The organism is Pseudomonas sp. N-1-13, assembly GCF_057787095.1.
Window position 1 is genome coordinate 4,502,185 of the sequence record NZ_JBYNRI010000001.1, and the last position, 20,198, is coordinate 4,522,382.

At 60.2% G+C, this 20,198-nt stretch carries 19 protein-coding genes; 13 read left to right on the forward strand and 6 right to left on the reverse strand.

Annotation, left to right across the window (positions count from 1 at the left end; translation table 11 throughout):
- Positions 1 to 17 precede the first annotated feature (17 nt).
- On the forward strand, positions 18 to 491 hold the full coding sequence (bfr, locus tag AC3I65_RS20285) for a bacterioferritin (protein ID WP_047227020.1): 474 nt from the start codon (positions 18 to 20) through the stop codon (positions 489 to 491).
- Between the two features lie 196 nt (positions 492 to 687).
- On the opposite strand, the gene grxD is transcribed toward bfr, so the two are convergent.
- The 4 genes from grxD to AC3I65_RS20305 all read right to left on the reverse strand — a co-directional run bounded on the left by grxD (position 688) and on the right by AC3I65_RS20305 (position 3,829).
- Positions 688 to 1,029, reverse strand: a complete 342-nt coding sequence (gene grxD, locus AC3I65_RS20290; protein WP_047227021.1) for a Grx4 family monothiol glutaredoxin — start codon at positions 1,027 to 1,029, stop codon at positions 688 to 690.
- 99 nt (positions 1,030 to 1,128) lie between these two features.
- A complete protein-coding gene (locus tag AC3I65_RS20295) occupies positions 1,129 to 3,237 on the reverse strand; it encodes a molybdopterin oxidoreductase family protein (RefSeq protein WP_076383710.1) in 2,109 nt (702 codons plus the stop codon).
- 131 nt (positions 3,238 to 3,368) lie between these two features.
- On the reverse strand, positions 3,369 to 3,656 hold the full coding sequence (locus AC3I65_RS20300; protein WP_047227023.1) for a hypothetical protein: 288 nt from the start codon (positions 3,654 to 3,656) through the stop codon (positions 3,369 to 3,371).
- 47 nt (positions 3,657 to 3,703) lie between these two features.
- On the reverse strand, positions 3,704 to 3,829 hold the full coding sequence (locus tag AC3I65_RS20305) for a hypothetical protein (protein ID WP_257220644.1): 126 nt from the start codon (positions 3,827 to 3,829) through the stop codon (positions 3,704 to 3,706).
- Between the two features lie 194 nt (positions 3,830 to 4,023).
- On the opposite strand from AC3I65_RS20305, the gene argF reads away from it, so the two are divergent.
- Together argF and AC3I65_RS20315 are read left to right on the forward strand one after the other, a co-directional pair.
- On the forward strand, positions 4,024 to 4,944 hold the full coding sequence (argF, locus tag AC3I65_RS20310; RefSeq protein ID WP_047227024.1) for an ornithine carbamoyltransferase: 921 nt from the start codon (positions 4,024 to 4,026) through the stop codon (positions 4,942 to 4,944).
- Positions 4,941 to 6,050 carry an ABC transporter ATP-binding protein gene (locus AC3I65_RS20315; protein ID WP_305466634.1) on the forward strand — a complete coding sequence of 370 codons (1,110 nt, stop codon included), beginning with the start codon at positions 4,941 to 4,943 and terminating at the stop codon, positions 6,048 to 6,050. Before argF ends, AC3I65_RS20315 begins: the two co-directional genes overlap by 4 nt.
- A 105-nt stretch (positions 6,051 to 6,155) precedes the next feature.
- Here AC3I65_RS20315 and AC3I65_RS20320 read toward each other — a convergent pair whose 3' ends face one another.
- Together AC3I65_RS20320 and ybaK are read right to left on the reverse strand one after the other, a co-directional pair.
- Complete coding sequence (locus AC3I65_RS20320; protein ID WP_047227026.1) at positions 6,156 to 6,965, reverse strand: PhzF family phenazine biosynthesis protein; 810 nt, start codon at positions 6,963 to 6,965, stop codon at positions 6,156 to 6,158.
- Between the two features lie 171 nt (positions 6,966 to 7,136).
- Positions 7,137 to 7,607 (reverse strand): Cys-tRNA(Pro) deacylase, encoded by a 471-nt coding sequence (gene ybaK, locus AC3I65_RS20325; RefSeq protein WP_047227027.1) that lies wholly within the window; start codon positions 7,605 to 7,607, stop codon positions 7,137 to 7,139.
- A gap of 320 nt (positions 7,608 to 7,927) precedes the next feature.
- On the opposite strand from ybaK, the gene AC3I65_RS20330 reads away from it, so the two are divergent.
- The 10 genes from AC3I65_RS20330 (at position 7,928) to aauR (ending at position 20,175) form a co-directional block, all read left to right on the forward strand.
- Positions 7,928 to 8,779 (forward strand): MIP/aquaporin family protein, encoded by an 852-nt coding sequence (locus AC3I65_RS20330; RefSeq protein WP_047227028.1) that lies wholly within the window; start codon positions 7,928 to 7,930, stop codon positions 8,777 to 8,779.
- Positions 8,780 to 8,854: 75 nt separating this feature from the next.
- A complete protein-coding gene (glpK, locus tag AC3I65_RS20335) occupies positions 8,855 to 10,360 on the forward strand; it encodes a glycerol kinase GlpK (protein ID WP_047227029.1) in 1,506 nt (501 codons plus the stop codon).
- Positions 10,361 to 10,456: 96 nt separating this feature from the next.
- On the forward strand, positions 10,457 to 11,212 hold the full coding sequence (locus tag AC3I65_RS20340) for a DeoR/GlpR family transcriptional regulator (RefSeq protein WP_047227030.1): 756 nt from the start codon (positions 10,457 to 10,459) through the stop codon (positions 11,210 to 11,212).
- 332 nt (positions 11,213 to 11,544) lie between these two features.
- Positions 11,545 to 13,083, forward strand: a complete 1,539-nt coding sequence (glpD, locus tag AC3I65_RS20345) for a glycerol-3-phosphate dehydrogenase (protein ID WP_047227031.1) — start codon at positions 11,545 to 11,547, stop codon at positions 13,081 to 13,083.
- A gap of 448 nt (positions 13,084 to 13,531) precedes the next feature.
- Positions 13,532 to 14,446, forward strand: coding sequence for a glutamate/aspartate ABC transporter substrate-binding protein (locus tag AC3I65_RS20350; RefSeq protein ID WP_047227033.1), 915 nt, complete (start codon positions 13,532 to 13,534; stop codon positions 14,444 to 14,446).
- 193 nt (positions 14,447 to 14,639) lie between these two features.
- The gene (locus AC3I65_RS20355; RefSeq protein ID WP_047227034.1) at positions 14,640 to 15,386 is read left to right on the forward strand and encodes an amino acid ABC transporter permease; all 747 of its coding nucleotides are present in this window, start codon (positions 14,640 to 14,642) and stop codon (positions 15,384 to 15,386) included.
- A complete protein-coding gene (locus tag AC3I65_RS20360) occupies positions 15,386 to 16,057 on the forward strand; it encodes an amino acid ABC transporter permease (RefSeq protein ID WP_047227035.1) in 672 nt (223 codons plus the stop codon). The genes AC3I65_RS20355 and AC3I65_RS20360 overlap by 1 nt, the downstream gene beginning before the upstream one ends.
- A complete protein-coding gene (locus tag AC3I65_RS20365) occupies positions 16,054 to 16,788 on the forward strand; it encodes an amino acid ABC transporter ATP-binding protein (protein ID WP_047227036.1) in 735 nt (244 codons plus the stop codon). Before AC3I65_RS20360 ends, AC3I65_RS20365 begins: the two co-directional genes overlap by 4 nt.
- Before the next feature lie 160 nt (positions 16,789 to 16,948).
- Positions 16,949 to 18,850, forward strand: coding sequence for a two-component sensor histidine kinase AauS (aauS, locus tag AC3I65_RS20370; RefSeq protein ID WP_047227037.1), 1,902 nt, complete (start codon positions 16,949 to 16,951; stop codon positions 18,848 to 18,850).
- Complete coding sequence (gene aauR, locus AC3I65_RS20375) at positions 18,847 to 20,175, forward strand: two-component response regulator AauR (protein ID WP_047227038.1); 1,329 nt, start codon at positions 18,847 to 18,849, stop codon at positions 20,173 to 20,175. Before aauS ends, aauR begins: the two co-directional genes overlap by 4 nt.
- The last annotated feature ends 23 nt before the right edge of the window (positions 20,176 to 20,198 follow it).

The following is a 20,198-nucleotide window of genomic DNA, read 5'->3' on the forward strand; positions in this document are numbered from 1 at the left end:
CAGGGCAGGCCCTCACCATGAAAGGCGACGTTACAGTCATCCAGCATCTCAACAAGATCCTCGCCAATGAGCTGGTCGCGATCAACCAATACTTCCTGCATGCGCGCATGTATGAGGATTGGGGCCTGAACAAGCTGGGCAAGCACGAGTACCACGAGTCCATCGACGAGATGAAACACGCGGACAAGCTGATCAAGCGCATCCTGTTCCTCGAAGGTCTACCGAACGTCCAGGACCTGGGCAAGCTGCACATCGGCGAACACACTCAAGAAATGCTCAAGTGCGATCTGACGATCGAGCGTGCCGGCCACGCCGACCTGAAAGTCGCCATCGCCCATTGCGAGAGCGTTGGCGACTTCGGCAGCCGCGAACTGCTTGAAGACATCCTCGAGTCCGAGGAAGAACACATCGACTGGCTGGAAACCCAACTGGGCCTGATCGACAAAGTGGGTCTTGAGAACTACCTGCAATCGCAGATGGGCGAAGAGTAACTTCCCCAAAAGCAAGCCAATAAAAAGCCCCGCCCTCTTTCCAGAGGCGGGGCTTTTTATTGCCTGGATTTCCAGGCCACAGCGCAAAACCTTTGTGGGAGCGAGCCTGCTCGCGATAGCGGTCTATCAGTCACAACACGTTGACTGACACGCCCTCATCGCGAGCAGGCTCGCTCCCACATTGTTTGTCCGTGAATCAGGCTTCTGTCTTGTTCGCAGCCGCTTTTTCGGCAGCAGCCTTGATCGTGGCCTGCAAAGAGCCGTCGGCCGCCATCTCGGTCATGATATCGCTACCGCCGATCAGCTCACCGGCCACCCACAGTTGCGGGAAAGTTGGCCAGTTGGCGTACTTGGGCAGGTTGGCGCGGATTTCCGGGTTCTGCAGGATGTCCACGTAGGCAAACTTCTCGCCACACGCCATCACAGCCTGAGCAGCCTTGGCCGAGAAGCCGCACTGTGGCGCATTCGGCGAGCCTTTCATGTAAAGCAGGATGGTGTTGTTGGCAATCTGGTCTTTAATCGTTTCGATGATATCCACGGAGCACCTCGGCTTAAACTTTGCGACTTCAGTTGTCGACACGGTGGCGCATTGTAACGGAAAGCCGAGCACGCTGCTCGGTCTCCCCGAGAGACAAATTCACGCAGCCACCACCTTCACCGGAACCCCATTGAGCGCTGCATTGCCAGACAACTCATCCAGCTGACAGTCATCGGTCAGGTCATTGGCGCTCGAACCGGGCTGGGCGCTGGCAATGGTCATCTGCACGCCCGGCCGGGCATGGCCCCAACCGTGGGGCAGGCTGACCACGCCTTTCATCATGTCCAGGCTACCCTGCACCTCGACTTCAAGCATACCCACCCGCGAACTGACTTTCACCCGCTGCCCGTCGCTCAACCCGCGACTGCTCAGATCCTCCGGGTGCATCAGCAATTGATGACGCGGCTTGCCCTTCACCAGGCGGTGGAAATTGTGCATCCAGGAGTTATTGCTGCGCACATGACGTCGGCCAATCATCAGCAACTCATCCGCCTGTGGTGCCTGTAACCCGGCAAAGCGCGTGAGGTCGGCAAGAATGACCGCCGGTGCAGCCTGCACTCGCTGGTTTTCGGTTTTCAAGCGTGGCGCCAGGTTGGGCTTGAGGGCGCCCAGGTCGATGCCATGGGGATGGTCGAACAAGGTCGCCAGGGACAGCTTATGCGGCGAGGCGTCGCCATAGGCGCCGGCACGAAGGCCGAAATCGATCATTTGCGCCGGCGGCATGGTCGGTTTGAGTTCCTTGCCGGTTCGGGCAGCGAAAGCCTTGGCCAGACCGACGAAAATTTCCCAGTCGTGCAGCGCCCCTTCGGGCTTGGGCAGGATCGCCCGGTTGAAACGGGTCACGTTGCGCACCGCGAACAGGTTGAACGTGGTGTCGTAATGGTCGTTTTCCAGGGCCGAGGTGGATGGCAGGATCAGGTCGGCGTAGCGCGTGGTTTCGTTGATGTACAGATCGACGCTGACCATGAACTCCAACCCGTCCAGCGCCTGCTCCAGTTGCCGTCCGTTGGGAGTGGACAGCACCGGGTTGCCCGCCACGGTGACCAGCGCACGAATCTGGCCTTCGCCCTCGGTGAGCATTTCCTCGGCCAGAGCCGAAACCGGCAACTCGCCCGCGTACTCGGGACGCCCGGACACCCGGCTTTGCCAGCGATTGAAATGCCCTCCCGAGGTGGTCGCAACCAGGTCCACCGCAGGCTCGGTACACAGGGCCCCACCGACCCGGTCAAGATTGCCGGTCACCAGGTTGATCAGCTGAATCAGCCAGTGACACAGCGTGCCGAACGCCTGGGTCGAGACGCCCATCCGTCCATAACAGACCGCTGAAGGCGCGGCAGCGAAGTCCCGGGCCAACTGCCGGATCTGCGTAGCCGGCACAGCACAGAGCGGGCTCATCGCTTCAGCCGTGAAGGTCGCGACGGCCTGGCGCACGTCTTCCAGGCCATCCACCGGCAGGTGACTGTCACGGGTCAAGCCCTCGCTGAACAGGGTATTGAGCACACCAGACAGCAAAGCGGCATCGCCACCCGGGCGCACGAACACATGCTGGTCGGCAATAGCCGCCGTTTCGCTGCGACGCGGATCGACCACCACCACTTTACCGCCACGGGCCTGGATCGCCTTGAGGCGTTTTTCCACGTCCGGCACGGTCATGATGCTGCCATTGGAGGCCAGCGGGTTGCCGCCCAGGATCAACATGAAGTCGGTGTGATCGATGTCCGGTATCGGCAACAACAGGCCGTGACCGTACATCAGGTGACTGGTCAGGTGGTGAGGCAGTTGGTCCACCGAAGTCGCCGAAAACCGGCTGCGCGTCTTCAGCAGGCCCAAAAAATAGTTGCTGTGGGTCATCAGCCCATAGTTATGCACGCTGGGATTGCCCTGGTAGACCGCTACCGCGTTCTGACCGTGGCGCTCCTGGATACCCGCCAGACGTTCGGCCACCAGCGCGAAGGCATCGTCCCAGGCAATAGGCTGCCACTCGCTACCGACCCGCCGCATGGGCTGGCGCAGGCGATCCGGATCGTTCTGAATATCCTGCAGCGCTACCGCCTTGGGGCAGATGTGGCCGCGACTGAAGCTGTCCAGTGGATCGCCCTTGATCGAGGTGATCGCCAGGCCCTGGCCTTCGGTCTCGGTGGTTTCAAGGGTCAAGCCACAGATGGCTTCGCACAGATGGCACGCACGGTGGTGGAGAGTCTTGGTCATGGCCAGCCTCTATTTTATTCGTAACGGGCGCTTTCGGCCGCGGGAACAAAACTATGGCGCGTGATCCCCCCCTGCGCCAGCGACGTTCGTCCTGTGAATTGCCGTGCATCAGGCCCGCCGATGCAGTGAGCTCAAGGCTGCTCGGAAGGCGGCGCCAGCAACTGGATTTCCTCGATGGTTTCCACTTGCTCGTGAGCAATGGGCACGCCCGTCAACTCTCCGATCAATCGCCAATGCTCGTCGAGCCCGCTGCTGATGGTGGCCATGCGATCAATCATGCGTCGACCTGCTGCCTTGGTCACCTCGTCATCGCTGCGCAGCAACTCGAATGACATGGACGTCACCGAGGCGGTCAGGTGAGTCAGGGAGCGCGCTGTCAGCCCCAGTAGTTCCATCAGTTGTTGCTCTTTCGAATCCATTTCGGGGCTCCTGCGTCTGAGGTTCATTTATAACCCAGGCCCTGGCATTAGGAAATATTCACGCCCAGGAACAGGCCGGCCAAATCATTCAATAACGCCCCGGTTTGATTGCCAAGCTGCGCAAGGCCGGTGTACAAATGGGTGGCTGCTGTCAGGAAACCGGCTTCATACATGTCTTCGCCAACCTGCTATGACCTCGCTGAAATCCCCTAAAACTGTAGCCCTATTGGTAAGACGCGACATTTCCTTATAAGATCGCGCCTTCCCCTATTTCGTCGCCCCGTGCGGCTTTTGCCGCAGGTCTCGCCCGTTTTTTCATGAAACAAGGCTTTGAGCATCTGCGATCAGTGACAAAAGGTAGTCAATCATGAGCGCAAGGCACTTTCTCTCCCTGATGGATTTCACGCCCGACGAGTTGCTCGGCGTGATCCGTCGAGGCGTGGAGCTCAAGGACCTGCGTAATCGCGGCGTACTGTTCGAGCCCCTGAAAAACCGTGTGCTGGGGATGATCTTCGAGAAGTCATCGACCCGCACCCGTATTTCTTTCGAAGCCGGCATGATCCAGCTCGGCGGCCAGGCAATCTTCCTGTCGCCCCGTGACACCCAGCTGGGCCGTGGCGAACCGATCGGCGACTGCGCCATCGTCATGTCGAGCATGCTTGATGCGGTGATGATCCGTACCTTCGCCCACAGCACGCTGACTGAGTTTGCGGCGCACTCGCGCGTACCGGTGATCAATGGTCTGTCCGATGACTTGCACCCCTGCCAGTTGCTGGCCGACATGCAGACGTTCCTCGAACACCGCGGCTCCATTCAGGGCAAGACCGTGGCCTGGGTCGGCGATGGCAACAACATGTGCAACAGCTATATAGAAGCCGCGATCCAGTTCGACTTCCAGCTGCGCATCGCCTGCCCGGAAGGCTACGACCCCAGTGCCGAACTGGTGGCCAAGGCCGGGAGCCGGGTGACCATCGTCCGTGATCCGAAACAGGCCGTGGCCGGCGCGCACCTGGTGAGCACTGATGTCTGGACCTCCATGGGCCAGGAAGAAGAAACCGCCAAGCGTCTGAAACTGTTCGCGCCACTTCAGGTCAACCGCGCCCTGCTCGACCTGGCGGACGCTGACGTGCTGTTCATGCACTGCCTGCCGGCCCATCGCGGCGAGGAGATCAGCGTCGACCTGCTGGACGATCCACGCTCCGTGGCATGGGATCAGGCAGAAAATCGCCTTCACGCACAAAAGGCCTTGCTCGAGTTTCTGGTCGAGCCGGCGTACCACCACGCATGAGCCATACCCTGCTACTGAACCTGCAGAACCTGACTTGCGGTTATCAAAACCAGCGCGTCGTCCAGAACCTCAACCTGCACCTCAATGCCGGGGATATCGGTTGCCTGCTCGGCTCGTCCGGGTGTGGCAAGACCACGACGCTGCGAGCCATCGCCGGTTTCGAACCGGTACAGGAAGGTGAGATCCAGCTGGCGGGGGAAACCATCTCCCGCGCCGGTTTCACCCTCGCCCCGGAAAAACGCCGCATCGGCATGGTATTTCAGGACTATGCGCTGTTCCCTCACCTGAGCGTGGCGGAGAACATTGCGTTTGGCATTCGCAAGCATCCGGACAAGGACCGCGTGGTCGAGGAACTGCTGGAGCTGGTCAACCTGAAGAGCTTGGGCAAGCGCTTTCCCCATGAACTGTCCGGGGGTCAGCAACAACGTGTGGCCCTGGCTCGCGCCCTGGCGCCGGAACCGCAATTGCTGCTGCTCGACGAACCGTTCTCCAATCTCGATGGTGAGCTCAGACGCAAGCTCAGCCATGAAGTGCGGGACATTCTCAAGGTCCGCGGCACCAGCGCGATTCTGGTAACCCACGATCAGGAAGAAGCCTTCGCGGTGAGCGACCATGTCGGGGTATTCAAGGAGGGTCGGCTGGAACAGTGGGATACGCCCTACAATCTGTACCATGAACCGCTGACGCCATTTGTCGCCAGCTTCATTGGCCAGGGTTACTTCATTCGCGGCCAGCTCGACAGCCCGGAATCGGTGCAAACCGAGCTGGGTATCCTGCGCGGCAATCGGGCCTACACCTGGCCCATCGGTGGTGCGGTGGATGTGCTGCTGCGCCCGGACGATATCGTCTACGCACCGGACAGTCCGCTCACAGGCAGGATTGTCGGCAAGACGTTCCTGGGGGCTTCAACCCTGTATCGCCTGCAATTGCCGACCGGAGCGCAGCTGGAATCCATTTTCCCAAGCCATGCCGACCATCTGGTGGGGGACCACGTCGGCATCCGCGTAGCGGCTGAACACTTGGTGCTGTTCCAGGCGTCAGGGAGCACGGCGGCCCATATACCCCCCGTGGAAAGCGGCGTGCGGCGCTACAGTACTGCCAGCTAGAAGCAATTGTGGGAGCGAGCCTGCTCGCGATGGCGTAGGCATATTCAGCATCGATGCAAGCTGAACCAACGCTATCGCGAGCAGGCTCGCTCCCACATTTTGACCTCAGAGATTTGAGATGAGGTTACCGGCTCCCCCCAACATCAACGTCCCACTGGCCACCAACGTCGCATTCCCGCCAATCTTCACCCGCTCTCCCTCAAGTCGGCAGAACAGTTCGCCGCCCCTGGCCGAGCACTGATAAGCCGTCAGCCCCAGCTTGCCCAAGCGCCGAGACCAGTAAGGAATCAGGCTGCAATGGGTCGAGCCCGTGACCGGATCTTCATTGATGCCAATCGCCGGGGCGAAATAACGCGAGACAAAATCATGCCGGCTTCCCGGCGCAGTCACGATTGCGCCCGGCCACGGCAGCTTCGCCAGGGCCGCCATGTCCGGCTTGCAATCGAGCACCGCCTGCTCCGACTCCAGCACGACGAACAGTTCGTTGGAGCTCAACACGTCCACCGCTTCCACGCCCAGGGCAGCCTGGACCACCAGGGATGCACCCAACTCGCTAGGGACGATGGCTGGAAAATCCAGCCATAGCCGATCACCTTCGCGAGTGACGCTCAACGCCCCGGATCGACAGATGAAGTCCAGTCGCTCGACGGTTTCGTGATAGACCTCGAACAGCACATGGGCGCTGGCCAAGGTGGCATGCCCGCACAACGGTACCTCGGTGGTGGGCGTGAACCAGCGAATATGCCAATGCTGGCCTTCACGCACCAGAAAGGCCGTTTCAGCCAGGTTATGTTCGGCGGCGATCCTTTGCATCAAGTCATCGGCCAGCCAGGCGTCGAGCCGATAGACCATCGCCGGATTGCCGCCAAACGGCCGATCACTGAACGCATCGACTTGATGAAACGCAAGCTGCATGGCACTTCTCCTTGTTATTGATGCATGAGCATGAGTGCCCAGCTACTGCTTTTCCAGTGACAGATCCGACGAATTTTCACCCTACAGCCCAGGACGAAGGTCCCGGCAGCCACCCAAGCCTAAGCCCGACACCATTATGACAACGGTACTTGCTCACGCCCTGCGCCGGTTTCAAGCACGCCCGATATCCGCAAACGCCGCCCCGGTATGCTCGGCCAGTACCGCAGGCGCCAGCTCTACCTCCAGCCCGCGCCTTCCGGCACTGACAAAGATGCTGGCGAACGGCTGGGCAGAACTGTCGATAAAAGTGCGAAGACGTTTTTTCTGCCCCAATGGACTGATACCACCGAGCAGATAACCGGTCGAACGCTGGGCGGCCGCGGGGTCGGCCATCTCGACTTTCTTTACGCCGGCGGCATGGGCCAGGGCTTTCAAATCCAGGCTGCCGACCACGGGCACCACCGCCACCAACAACTCGTTTTTTTCGCTGGCCGCCAACAACGTCTTGAAGACCTGCGCCGGATCCAGTCCAAGCTTTTCTGCCGCTTCCAAACCATAGGAGGCTGCCTTGGGATCGTGTTCATAACTGTGAATGCGATGCTCGGCGCGCACCTTTTTAAGCAGATCCAATGCCGGGGTCATGATCGCTCCTGAGGAAATTCGAATAAGCGTGGCCGGATTCTAAGTCATCGTCGGCCAAAAGGCGCTGGAACTGGGCTGCCAACCCCAGTGACTTAGCGTGAGCGAAACAGTCATTCACACCACGAATAGTTTAAATGTGACCAATGGTTCACTTTCGACCTTTGACACCAGCGTTTCTTGTCTATATTTTTTCGAAACTGAAAACAGAAACGCAGGTCTCAACCAACACCCCGAGTTCAGGATGAGGATCCTGCCTCGGCGCTGAACGCGCGATCGGGCTTTACCGGACGCGCCAGACAACAACAAAAACCGAGGTTTGAATGACAATTGCTTTACAACAGCCACCCCTCTCCAGCCAATGCTTGGCCGAATTCCTGGGAACTGCCCTGCTGATTTTCTTCGGCACCGGCTGCGTTGCAGCGCTCAAGGTCGCGGGTGCGAGTTTCGGTCTGTGGGAAATCAGTATCATCTGGGGTGTCGGTGTCAGCATGGCGATCTACCTCAGCGCCGGCGTTTCCGGCGCACACCTGAACCCCGCCGTCAGCATCGCGCTGTGTATTTTCACCGACTTTGAAAAGCGTAAGTTACCCTTCTACATTATTTGCCAGGTGGCCGGCGCCTTTTGTGGCGCGCTGCTGGTCTACACGCTGTACAGCAATCTATTCTTCGATTTCGAACAGTCCCGGCAAATGATTCGTGGCTCAGAAGCCAGCCTTGAACTGGCCTCGGTGTTTTCCACTTATCCACACCCGGCGCTGTCCACTGGCCAGGCCTTTCTGGTGGAGGTGATCATCACCGCCATTCTGATGGGCGTGATCATGTCCCTGACCGATGACAACAATGGCCTGCCCCGCGGCCCGCTGGCGCCACTGCTGATCGGCCTGCTGATCGCGGTGATTGGCAGTTCGATGGGGCCGCTGACGGGCTTCGCGATGAATCCGGCGCGAGACTTCGGCCCTAAACTGATGACTTTCTTCACCGGGTGGGGTGAAATTTCCCTCACGGGTGGACGCGACATCCCGTACTTCCTGGTTCCGATTTTTGCACCGATCGTGGGTGCATGCCTGGGCGCTGCGGCCTATCGCGGGTTGATTGCCCGCCATCTGCCCAGCGCCGTGGCTGTTACAAAGGATGCAAAACCGGCCATTGACGGCAAACCCAGAACATCCTGAAACAATCGGCGCACACTCTGCCCGCTCAAGCGTGCGCCAGGCCTCACCCCTTATTCACGTCCCAAGGCAATCGACATGACCGACATTCAGAACAAGAACTACATCATTGCCCTCGACCAGGGTACGACCAGCTCGCGGGCGATCATTTTCGACCGCGACGCCAATGTGGTCTGCACCGCCCAGCGCGAATTCGCCCAGCATTACCCCCAGGCCGGCTGGGTCGAACACGACCCGATGGAAATCTTCGCCACCCAGAGCGCGGTGATGGTCGAAGCCCTGGCCCAGGCTGGCCTGCATCATGACCAGGTCGCCGCGATCGGCATCACCAACCAGCGCGAAACCACCGTGGTCTGGGACAAGACCACCGGCCGGCCGATCTATAACGCCATTGTCTGGCAGTGCCGACGTAGCACCGAGATCTGCCAGCAACTCAAGCGTGACGGCCACGAACCGTACATCAGCGAAACCACCGGTCTGGTCACCGACCCGTATTTCTCCGGCACCAAGCTGAAGTGGATCCTGGACAACGTCGAAGGCAGCCGCGAACGCGCACGTAACGGCGAACTGCTGTTTGGCACCGTGGACAGCTGGCTGATCTGGAAATTTACCGGCGGCAAAGTCCACGTCACCGACTACACCAACGCCTCGCGCACCATGCTCTTCAATATTCACTCGCTGGAGTGGGACGCGAAGATGCTCGAAATTCTCGACATCCCTCGCGAAATGTTGCCGCAAGTGAAGTCGTCCTCGGAAGTCTATGGCCGCACCAAGAGCGGCATCGCCATCGGTGGCATCGCCGGCGACCAGCAGGCCGCCCTGTTCGGCCAGATGTGCGTGGAGCCAGGCCAGGCGAAAAACACCTATGGCACCGGCTGCTTCCTGTTGATGAACACCGGCGACAAAGCCGTCAAATCCAATCATGGCATGCTCACCACCATCGCCTGCGGTCCCCGCGGCGAAGTGGCCTATGCTCTGGAAGGCGCGGTATTCAACGGCGGCTCCACCGTGCAGTGGCTGCGCGATGAGTTGAAAATCATCAATGACGCTCTCGACACCGAATACTTCGCCAACAAGGTCAAGGACAGCAACGGCGTGTACCTGGTGCCGGCCTTCACCGGCCTGGGCGCCCCCTACTGGGACCCCTATGCCCGTGGCGCGCTGTTCGGCCTGACCCGCGGCGTGCGGGTCGACCACATCATTCGTGCAGCGCTGGAGTCGATTGCCTACCAGACCCGCGACGTACTCGACGCCATGCAACAGGATTCGGGCGAACGCCTCAAGGCCCTGCGCGTGGACGGCGGCGCGGTAGCGAACAACTTCCTGATGCAGTTCCAGGCAGACATTCTCGGCACCCGGGTCGAACGCCCTAAAATGCGGGAAACCACGGCTTTGGGCGCCGCGTATCTGGCCGGCCTGGCGTGTGGTTTCTGGGGCAGCCTGGAAGAACTGCGCGGCAAGGCCGTGATCGAGCGCGAATTCGAACCGCAACTGGACGAGCAGGCCAAGGAAAAACTCTACGCCGGCTGGCAGAAAGCGGTCAGCCGCACCCGCGACTGGGAACCTCACGAAGACGCTGAATAAGCCGAAGCCGGGTACGACGAGGGTCGTGAAACTGGTCGGGAGGGGATTCCTGCGGCATCATGGGCAAATTTTGTATGGCAGCCCAAAGGAAGCCCCATGAATCTGCCTCCCCGTCAGCAGCAAATCCTCGAACTGGTCCGCGAACGCGGCTACGTCAGCATCGAGGAAATGGCGCAGCTATTCGTTGTCACCCCGCAGACCATCCGCCGCGACATCAATCAATTGGCGGAACTGAACCTGCTGCGTCGCTACCACGGCGGCGCGGCCTATGATTCGAGCGTTGAGAACACCGCCTACGCCATGCGCGCCGATCAGATGCGCGACGAGAAGCAACGCATCGCCGAAGCCATTGCCGCCCAGATCCCTGACCATGCCTCGCTGTTCATCAACATCGGCACCACCACCGAATCCATCGCCCGGGCGCTGCTCAATCACAACCACCTGAAGGTCATCACCAACAATCTGCACGTAGCTTCGATCCTCAGCGCCAAGGACGACTTCGAAGTCCTGATCGCAGGTGGAAATGTCAGACGCGACGGAGGCGTGGTAGGCCAGGCCAGCGTCGACTTCATCAACCAGTTCAAGGTCGACTTCGCCCTGGTGGGCATCAGCGGGATCGATGAAGACGGCAGCCTGCTGGATTTTGACTACCAGGAAGTGCGGGTCTCCCAGGCGATCATCGCCAACGCCCGGCAGGTGCTGCTGGCGGCGGACTCCAGCAAATTCGGGCGCAACGCCATGGTCAGGCTGGGACCGATCAGCCTGATCGACTGCCTGGTGACCGATCAGCAACCCGTGCCGGCCCTGGCGCAATTGCTGAGCCAGCACAAGATTCGGTTGGAAGTGGTCTGAGCCCCCCCCCCCGAAACCCTGTGGCGAGGGGATTTATCCCCGCTTGGGCTGCGCAGCAGCCCCAATACAGTCAACTCAATTTGCCTCATATACCGAGTCGCCTGGTTTTAGGGCTGCTGTGAGCCCAGCGGGGATAAATCCCCTCGCCACAAAAGCATCTCCGACCACATCAGCGACCCGCTTCATGTTCGAAAATTTTCCTTTCAGCTTCCTTTGATCAGTATTTTCAATCGAAGTCTGCTGGCTGTTGCCGAGTTTATGGGCTAGTATTTTCGCAAATGAACATTAATGTTCGAATTCAAATATTTCGAAAAAAAGCCCGAGGCCAGCCGATGCCCACTTCTACCTTGCCTACGCCCCCTCTCGCTGAGGTTTACGACGTCGCCGTCATTGGCGGCGGGATCAACGGCGTGGGGATTGCCGCAGACGCAGCGGGTCGCGGCCTCTCGGTGTTCCTTTGCGAAAAGGACGACCTGGCCAGCCACACCTCCTCGGCCAGCAGCAAGCTGATCCATGGCGGCCTGCGCTACCTCGAACATTACGAATTCCGTCTGGTGCGCGAAGCGCTGGCCGAGCGCGAAGTGCTGTTGACCAAGGCTCCGCACATCGTCAAGCAGATGCGCTTCGTCTTGCCCCACCGCCCGCACTTGCGCCCCGCCTGGATGATTCGCGCCGGCCTGTTCCTCTACGATCACCTGGGCAAGCGCGAACAACTTGCCGGTTCCAAAAGCCTGAGATTCGGCGCCGACAGCGCGCTGAAAAGCGAGATTACCAAAGGCTTTGAATACTCCGACTGCTGGGTCGACGATGCGCGCCTGGTGGTGCTCAACGCCATGGCCGCCCGGGAAAAAGGCGCCCATGTCCACACTCGCACACGTTGCGTGAACGCCCGTCGCAGTAAAGGTTTGTGGCATTTGCATCTGGAACGCGCCGACGGCAGCCTGTTTTCGATCCGCGCCAAGGCGCTGGTCAACGCGGCCGGTCCTTGGGTTGCCAAGTTCATTCGCGACGACCTGAAGCTGGAGTCGCCTTACGGCATTCGTCTGATCCAGGGCAGCCACCTGATCGTGCCGAAACTCTACGAAGGCGAGCACGCGCACATTCTTCAGAACGAAGACCAGCGCATCGTCTTCACCATTCCGTATCTGAACCAGTTCACCTTGATCGGCACGACCGACCGCGAATACACCGGCGACCCGGCCAAAGTGGCGATCACCGAGGGTGAAACCGATTATTTGCTCAAAGTGGTCAACGCGCACTTCAAGAAGCAGATCAGCCGCGACGATATCCTGCACAGTTATTCCGGTGTTCGGCCGTTGTGCAACGATGAATCCGACAACCCATCGGCCGTCACCCGGGACTACACCCTGGCGCTGTCGGGCAGTGCGGACGAAGCCCCGCTGCTGTCGGTGTTCGGCGGCAAGCTGACCACCTACCGCAAACTGGCCGAGTCGGCCATGGCGCAGTTGGCCCCGTATTTTACCCAGATGCGCCCCAGCTGGACTGCCGTGGCTACCCTCCCCGGCGGCGAAAACATGACCACCCCGCAAGCGCTGTGCTCGGCGATTCGTGACAAATTCGACTGGGTGCCGACCGAGCTTGCCCGTCGCTGGGCCACCACCTATGGCAGCCGCACCTGGCGCATGCTTGAAGGCGTGCACAACCTCGGTGACATGGGCGAATACATCGGAGCGGGCCTCTACACCCGGGAAGTCGACTACCTGTGCAGCGATGAATGGGCCATCGATGCCCACGATATCCTGTGGCGCCGCAGCAAACTTGGCTTGTTCACCACCGCGGCCGAACAGCAGAAGCTGCAGCAATACCTGGACAAGGTGGAGCACAACCGTCGCAAGATCGAAGCGGCCTGATCGGTTAACCGCTTATACGAAAGCCCCTGAATCTGGCGATTCAGGGGCTTTTTGCTATCTGGCATACACCGCCGCCCTCTGTGGGAGCGAGCCTGCTCGCGATGAGGCCATCAACTTCAACATAAGTCTCGCCAGGCAGACCGCTATCGCGAGCAGGCTCGCTCTCTCAAGAGACATGGAGAGGCCGAAGTGCATTCGGTTTTCCGAACAAGACTCACCAGTCAATTCGGCCAACCGGATAAACAGCCTGTGGAAAAAATCAGAAAAAAGATTAATTACGTTTAAAAACAAACAGTTAATGTGAGTCAACTGGTCTGGCACGACTCATGCTCTACACTCCTTCGAGACGAATGCCTGCATGCCAACACAACAGGAGCTGCCAGGTACTTCGAAGCACTCAGGGCCGACGAACCGGCTGAATAAGAAAAACAATGTCGAGGAAATATCGATGCGCATCGTTCCCCATCTCCTGGGCGCAGCCATTGCTGCCGCTCTGATCAGCACCCCGGTTTTCGCTGCCGAACTGACCGGTACGCTGAAAAAGATCAAAGAGTCCGGCGTCATCACGCTCGGGCATCGCGACGCTTCCATTCCGTTTTCCTATATCGCGGACGCCTCCGGCAAACCGGTCGGCTATTCCCACGACATTCAGCTGAAAGTCGTCGAAGCCCTGAAAAAAGAACTGGACGTGCCGAACCTGCAGGTCAAGTACAACCTGGTGACCTCGCAAACCCGTATCCCACTGGTGCAAAACGGCACCGTCGACCTGGAATGCGGTTCCACCACCAACAACGTCGAGCGTCAACAGCAGGTTGATTTCTCCGTTGGCATCTTCGAGATCGGCACCAAGCTGCTGTCCAAGAAGGACTCCAAGTACAAGGACTTCGACGACCTCAAGGGCAAAAACGTCGTGACCACCGCCGGCACCACGTCCGAGCGCATCCTCAAGTCCATGAACGCCGATAAGCAGATGGGCATGAACGTGATCTCGGCCAAGGACCACGGCGAATCGTTCAACATGCTCGAAGGCGGTCGTGCCGTTGCCTTCATGATGGACGACGCCTTGCTGGCCGGTGAAATGGCCAAGGCCAAGAAACCAGGCGACTGGGCCGTGACCGGCACCCCGCAGTCCTTCGAAATCTACGGTTGCATGATGCGCAAGGGCGACGAGCCGTTCAAAAAAGCCGTCGATGACGCCATCAAGGCCACCTACGCTTCTGGCGAAATCAACAAGATCTACGAAAAATGGTTCATGCAGCCAATTCCGCCAAAAGGCCTGAACCTGAACTTCCCGATGAGCGAAGAGCTCAAGAAACTGATCGCCGAACCGACCGACAAAGCGGCCGACGAAAAGAAATCCTGATTCCTGACTAACCTTGTCCCCTGGAAGTGCTTTTGCGCTTTCAGGGGATGGTCACTCCCTGCTGGCATATCTGGAAACACTCGAACCGGTGGCTGTCGAGCCGATCGTGTGTGCCTGCCCTTCAAGGGGCAGGTGGGAATGGAGCTTCCCCAGGCGGGTATTTGCATATCGATCGATCTGAGGGGAGACCCTAATGAATTACAACTGGGACTGGGGCGTGTTCTTCAAGTCCACCGGCATCGGCAGCGAGATTTATCTCGACTGGTACGTGGCCGGCCTGGGCTGGACCATCGCCATCGCCGTCGCGGCCTGGATCATCGCCCTACTGCTGGGTTCGGTTCTGGGCGTGATGCGCACCGTGCCGAACCGGCTGGTGTCGGGTATCGCCACCGGCTACGTGGAGCTCTTTCGTAACGTACCGCTGCTGGTTCAGCTGTTCATCTGGTACTTCCTGGTGCCCGACTTGCTGCCTGCGGACCTGCAGGAGTGGTACAAGCAGGACCTGAACCCCACGACCTCGGCCTATCTGAGCGTCGTCGTGTGCCTGGGCCTGTTTACCGCCGCGCGGGTCTGCGAACAGGTTCGTACTGGTATTCAGGCGCTGCCGCGCGGCCAGGAATCCGCCGCACGGGCCATGGGCTTCAAGCTGCCGCAAATCTACTGGAACGTCCTGCTGCCCCAGGCCTACCGGATCATCATTCCGCCGCTTACCTCGGAATTCTTGAACGTCTTCAAGAACTCCTCCGTGGCCTCGCTGATCGGCCTGATGGAATTGCTTGCACAGACCAAACAGACCGCCGAGTTCTCCGCCAACCTGTTCGAAGCCTTCACCCTGGCGACACTGATCTACTTCACCCTGAACATGAGCCTGATGCTGCTCATGCGCATGGTCGAGAAGAAAGTCGCGGTGCCCGGCCTGATTTCCGTGGGGGGTAAATAATGGAACTCGACTTCACTGGCATCATCCCGGCCATTCCCGGTTTGTGGAACGGCATGGTGATGACGCTCAAGCTGATGGCCCTGGGCGTCGTTGGCGGGATCATCCTGGGGACTATCCTGGCGCTGATGCGCCTGTCCCACAACAAGCTGATCTCCAGCATTGCCGGCGCCTACGTCAACTATTTCCGCTCGATCCCGCTGCTGCTGGTCATCACCTGGTTCTACCTGGCGGTGCCGTTCGTACTGCGCTGGATCACCGGCGAAGACACCCCTATCGGTGCGTTTGGCTCCTGCGTCGTGGCGTTCATGATGTTCGAGGCGGCCTACTTCTGCGAAATCGTGCGGGCCGGCGTGCAGTCGATCCCCAAGGGTCAGATGGGCGCCGCCCAGGCGCTGGGCATGAATTATGGCCAGACCATGCGCCTGATCATCCTGCCCCAGGCGTTTCGCAAGATGACCCCGCTGTTGTTGCAACAAAGCATCATCCTGTTTCAGGACACCTCGCTGGTCTACACCGTCGGTCTGGTGGATTTCCTCAATGCTTCGCGGGCCAATGGCGACATCATCGGCCGCTCCCATGAGTTCCTGATCATCGCAGGTCTCGTGTACTTCACAATCAGCTTTGCCGCCTCGCTGCTGGTCAAGCGTCTGCAAAAAAGGTTCGCCGTATGATCTCTATCAAGAACATCAACAAGTGGTATGGGGACTTCCAGGTACTGACCAATTGCAGCACCGAGGTCAGCAAGGGTGAAGTTGTGGTGGTGTGCGGGCCCTCGGGTTCGGGCAAGTCCACGCTGATCAAATGCGTGAACGCCCTGGAGCCGTTCCAGAAAGGCGACATCGTGGTCGACGGTACGTCCATCGCCGACCCGAAGACCAACCTGCCGAAACTGCGCTCGCGCGTTGGCATGGTGTTCCAGCACTTCGAGCTGTTCCCGCACCTGACCATCACCGAAAACCTGACCATCGCCCAGATCAAGGTGCTGGGCCGCAGCAAGGAAGAAGCCACCCAGAAAGGCCTGCAACTGCTTGAGCGGGTCGGTCTGTCGGCCCATGCCCACAAGCACCCGGGCCAGCTCTCCGGCGGCCAACAGCAGCGCGTGGCGATTGCCCGTGCCCTGGCGATGGACCCGATCGTGATGCTGTTCGACGAACCGACCTCGGCCCTTGACCCGGAAATGGTCAACGAAGTGCTCGACGTGATGGTGCAACTGGCCCACGAAGGCATGACCATGATGTGCGTGACCCACGAAATGGGCTTCGCCCGCAAAGTGGCGAACCGGGTGATCTTCATGGACCAGGGCCAGATCATCGAAGACTGCGAGAAGGAAGAGTTCTTCGGCGACATCAGCGCCCGCTCCGAACGTGCGCAGCATTTCCTTGAGAAAATCCTGCAGCACTAAACAACACCGCTTCCCACTGTGGGAGCGAGCTTGCTCGCGATAGCGGACTGCCAGTCACCTTATTGTCGACTGATCAGCAGTCATCGCGAGCAAGCTCGCTCCCACAAGGGAGCAGTGTTGGTTTGTCGATTTGTGTTGTGGTTGACCCAAGGCTTCTGTGATGAAATGCGACCCCACTCTCTATCGCGCCGCGCCGCCATCACTCGCCGTGAAGCCTCGTCTGATTCGCCATCTGTTCCTGCCGCCGCTGATCATTGCCCTGATGATCGGCCTGGGTTACCTCGGCTTCTGGATCAGTGAGCACTACGGCATTCGCAGCCTGGGCGAGAACGGCGAGCGCCAGTTGGAGCTGCACGCCCGTGCGGTCGAGAGCGAGATCAGCAAATACACTTACCTGCCCAGCCTGCTGGAGCTTGAATCCAGCGTATCGCAACTGCTCGACGACCCCACGCCCGAGCATCGCAAGACCGTCAACGAATACCTCGAAGGCCTGAACCGGCGCAGCCGCAGTCGGGCCATTTATGTGATGGACACCACAGGCCGGGTCATGGCGACCAGCAACTGGCGCGACGTCGACAGTTACCTGGGTGAAGACCTGTCCTTTCGCGCCTATTTCCAGAACGCCGTACGCGGTCAGCCCGGGCGCTTCTATGGCATCGGTAGCACCAGCGGCGAGCCTGGTTATTACCTGGCCCATGGTCTGGAACAGCAGGGCAAGATCATCGGCGTGGCGGTGGTCAAAGTGCGCCTGGAAGCCATGGAAGAGCGCTGGCAGCGCGCGCGCCTGGAAGCCTTCGTCAGCGACGAGAATGGCATCATCATTTTGTCCAGCGATCCGGCGCGGCGGCTCAAGTCCGTGCGACCGCTGAGCGACGAAACCAAAGAGCGCCTGGCCCGCAGCCTGCAGTATTACTGGTTCCCACTGAACGAGCTGGTTCCCCTGGCTCGGGAACGCCTGGCCGAAGGCATGGAAAAACTGACCTTCCCGGCCAACGCCGAACTGGTGTCCGACGAGCGGCCCATCAGCTATCTGTCACAGACCCGCCCCCTGAGCGACACACCCTGGAATTTCACCCTGCTGACGCCACTTGAAGACCTGCGTCGCCAGGCAATCAACCAGGGCATCCTGGTGGCCGTGGCCTTCGCCCTGGTGGCTTTCCTGCTGATCGCCTGGAACGAGCGGCGCAAGGTCATCGCCACTCGCCTCGCTGCCCGGGAGGCCTTGCAGGAAGCCAACAACCAGCTCGAACGTCGGATTACCGAACGCACCACCGACCTGCGGGCCAGCAATGAACGGCTCAAGGGCCAGATCCGCGAACGGCGGCAGGCCGAAGAGACGTTGCGCCGGGCCCAGGACGAACTGGTGCAGGCTGGCAAACTCGCCGCCATTGGCCAGATGTCCACCAGCATCGCCCATGAACTCAACCAGCCGCTGGCCGCGCTGCGTACCCTGTCCGGCAACACCGTACGCTTTCTTGAGCGGGGCCAGTTGGATATCGCCAGCGCCAACCTCAAGACCATCAACGACCTGATCGACCGCATGGGCCGGATCACCGCCAGCCTGCGCTCCTTCGCCCGGCGCGGGGACGACCAGGGCCGGGCCAGCCTCGGCAAGGCGGTCGAAGCCGCGCTGCAACTGCTGGGCGGCCGCCTCGAAAGCCTGAAGATCCAGGTGCATGCCGGTTACGACGACGTGCAGGTACAGATCGACCAGACGCGTCTTGAACAAATCCTGGTGAACCTGATCGGCAACGCCCTGGACGCCATGCAGAGCCAACCCGAGCCGCGGCTGTGGCTTGAAGGCACTGCCTCGGATGGCAAATATCGCCTGCGGGTGCGGGACAACGGCCATGGCATCGATCCCGAGGCGCGCAAGCATTTGTTCGAACCCTTCTTCACCACCAAACCCGGCGAACAGGGCCTGGGCCTGGGCCTGACCCTTTCGGCGAGCCTGGCCGCCGCCGCGGGCGGGCATCTGGAGGTCGAACACCCGGCCGAAGGTGGAACCACGTTTGCCCTCAGTTTACCGTTGGTAAGCCCTTTACCTGCCGAGCAGCCATGAATAACGACCTGAGCGTACTGATCGTCGAAGACGACCCCCATGTCCTGCTGGGTTGCCAGCAGGCCCTGTCCCTGGAAGACATTCCCTGCATCGGCGTGGGCAGCGCCGAAGAGGCTCTGGAGCGGGTCGGCGATGACTTTGCCGGCATCGTCATCAGCGACATTCGCCTGCCGGGCATCGATGGCCTGGAGCTGCTGACCCGCCTCAAGGCCCGGGACCGCAGCCTGCCGGTGGTGCTGATCACCGGCCACGGCGACATCTCCATGGCCGTTGGCGCCATGCAAAAAGGCGCCTATGACTTCATGGAGAAACCCTTCTCCCCCGAACGCCTGGTGGACGTCGCCCGTCGCGCCCTGGAGCAACGCAGCCTGGCCCGGGAGGTTTCATCGCTGCGCCGGCAACTGGCCGAACGCGACTCCCTGGAAGGCCGGATCATCGGCCGTTCACCGGCCATGCAGCACCTGCGAGAACTGATCGCCAACGTAGCCGACACCTCGGCCAACGTGCTGATCGAAGGTGAAACCGGCACCGGCAAGGAACTGGTCGCGCGCTGCCTGCACGACTTCAGCCGACGTCACAGCAAACAATTCGTCGCGCTCAACTGCGGCGGCCTGCCGGAGAACCTGTTCGAAAGCGAGATTTTCGGCCACGAAGCCAACGCTTTTACCGGCGCCGGCAAACGACGGATCGGCAAGATCGAGCACGCCGACGGCGGCACGCTGTTTCTCGATGAAGTGGAAAGCATGCCCCTGCCCTTGCAGATCAAGTTGCTGCGGGTGTTGCAGGAACGCACCCTCGAGCGGCTGGGTTCGAACCAGAGTGTGGCCGTGGATTGCCGGGTCATCGCCGCCACCAAGTCCGACCTGGACGAACTGGGCCGGGCCGGGCAGTTTCGCAGCGACTTGTATTACCGCCTCAACGTGGTGACCCTGGAACTGCCGCCCCTGCGCGAGCGCCGCGAAGACATTCTGCAACTGTTCGAGCATTTTCTGCAGCAGTCGTCCCTGCGCTTCGACCGCACGGTGCCGGAGCTGGACAACCAGACGCTGTCCAACCTGATGAGCCACGACTGGCCGGGCAACGTGCGGGAACTGCGCAACGTCGCCGAGCGCTATGCACTCGGCCTGCCGGCCTTCAAGAAGTCGGGGGCCAGCGGCGCCAGCCAGGGCCTGGCCTTCGCCGAAGCGGTGGAAGCCTTCGAACGCAACCTGCTGGTGGACGCCCTGCAACGCAGCGGTGGCAACCTGACCCAGGCCAGTCTCGAACTGGGCATGGCCAAGACCACGCTGTTCGACAAAGTCAAAAAATATGGCCTGAGCCATTAACCTGGGGCAGTAAACCTGTGGAC